Origin of the sequence: Lentzea sp. NPDC006480 (assembly GCF_040611995.1) — a bacterium.
GTDB lineage: Bacteria > Actinomycetota > Actinomycetes > Mycobacteriales > Pseudonocardiaceae > Lentzea.
Genome location: NZ_JBEXPJ010000352.1, coordinates 1 through 1,580, shown reverse-complemented (window position 1 = coordinate 1,580; position 1,580 = coordinate 1). Strand labels below are relative to the sequence as shown.

Annotated in this window: 1 protein-coding gene; it reads left to right on the top strand. The window is 66.8% G+C overall.

Going from position 1 to position 1,580, the window contains the following annotated elements:
• The first annotated feature begins 650 nt into the window (after positions 1–650).
• Complete coding sequence (locus tag ABZX92_RS45880) at positions 651–1,499, top strand: hypothetical protein (RefSeq protein WP_355572470.1); 849 nt, start codon at positions 651–653, stop codon at positions 1,497–1,499.
• Positions 1,500–1,580: the final 81 nt, after the last annotated feature.

The window sequence follows — 1,580 nt, the reverse complement described above, 5'->3', positions numbered from 1 at the left end:
CCTCGAGGCGGCGCACGAGATCACCTCGCAGGTCGCGCATCGCATCGGCGACGACCGCGCACTGCTGCGTAGCCGGTGACGTGCGGGACGGGCAGGCGGGGTGCGGGTGCTCCTCGTGCCGCATCGGCTCGGAGACGCTGTGAAAGCGACCCGGCTCGGCGAGCCGGAAGAAACTGCGAAGACGCGGTGAACGACGTGGATGCTCAAAAGGCCGAACGGTGAAAGGAAATTCTCAGGTGAGCGGCCAACGCCGCCGTCCTCGACCACCTCGGGTCCGCCTGAGATCGCCAACGCCTCTTGCGGTGACTCGCTCACGACCGTCCACAATGGTCGGTTCTCGGTCTCGAGCGGTGAAACGATGAGTGTGGTGGCAGGCTGTTGCAGGCGGACGGGACCACCCACCGCGTCGACTTGGCGGCGGATCCTCGCGTTACCGCCGTGCTGTCGCCCGGCTCATACGAATCGCGCACGCACGCAGAGTCTGAAACATGAACAAGTCATCTCGCCGCAATAGGCCGTTCGGGTGCGATGGTGTGCATTCGATTGGCATGGGAGTAGGGTGCGTTCAGTTGCTCAAGACCTCGGTGGCGCAGATGGATGCGACCCGAGGTCCTTTTTGTGCACGATTATTTTTCAGGACAGAAGGAATAATGAGTAAATTCCACCCGACCATTCGCGCGACGCTCGGCGCCACGGTGGTGGTGGGGGCCATGGCCGTCGTCGCTCCCGCGGCGCGGGCCGAAACCATCCCCGTGGCGTGCAGCGAGAGCGCTCTCGTCGCGGCGGTCAACCTGGCCAACTCCACCCCGGCCGCGGACACCCTCGTCCTGGCGGGCGGGTGTACCTACGGTCTCACCGCTCCCCACGGCGGGCAGACCACCGGACTACCGCCCATCACCACCCAGATGGAACTGCTCGGCCCGGCGACCATCACTCGCGCGTCGCTGGTGCTGTTCCGCATCTTCGAGGTCAGCGCTACCGGCAACCTCACCCTGAGCACCTCGGTCGCGGTCACCAACGGCAGTGCGGTCGGCAGCGGCGGCGGCATTCTCAACCGAGGCGCGGTAACCCTGACCAACAGCAGCCTGAGCGGCAACCTGGCCACCCTCAACGGCGGCGGTCTGGCCAACGCCGACACCCCCGAAGGCACCGCGCCCGCCGCCACGTTCACCAGGAGCCCGGTGACCGACAACATCGCGCTGCTGGAAGGCGGCGGAATCTACAACGGCGAGCGCGGCACGCTGACCACGACTGGTGTCACCGGCGGCCCGATGCTCGTCGGCCGCAACACCGCATCACGCGGAGGTGGCATCGCGGCGGTCGGCCCGACCGCGACCACCATGACGCAGACCGCCGTGACGACCAACGTCGCGTTGCTGACCGCGGGCGGCGTCTATCGCCAGGGCGGCACCATGACCAACAACAACTCACCGATCAGCGGGAACCTGACGAACAACTGCCTCGGCAGCGTCCCGGCAGTCCCCAGCTGCACCGGATGACCACGTCCGGACGGCAGGTTGGTCGTACAGCCCGCCCAAGCGTCTACTTCCGTCGCCTATGCCATCTACCAGGCGCAAGCC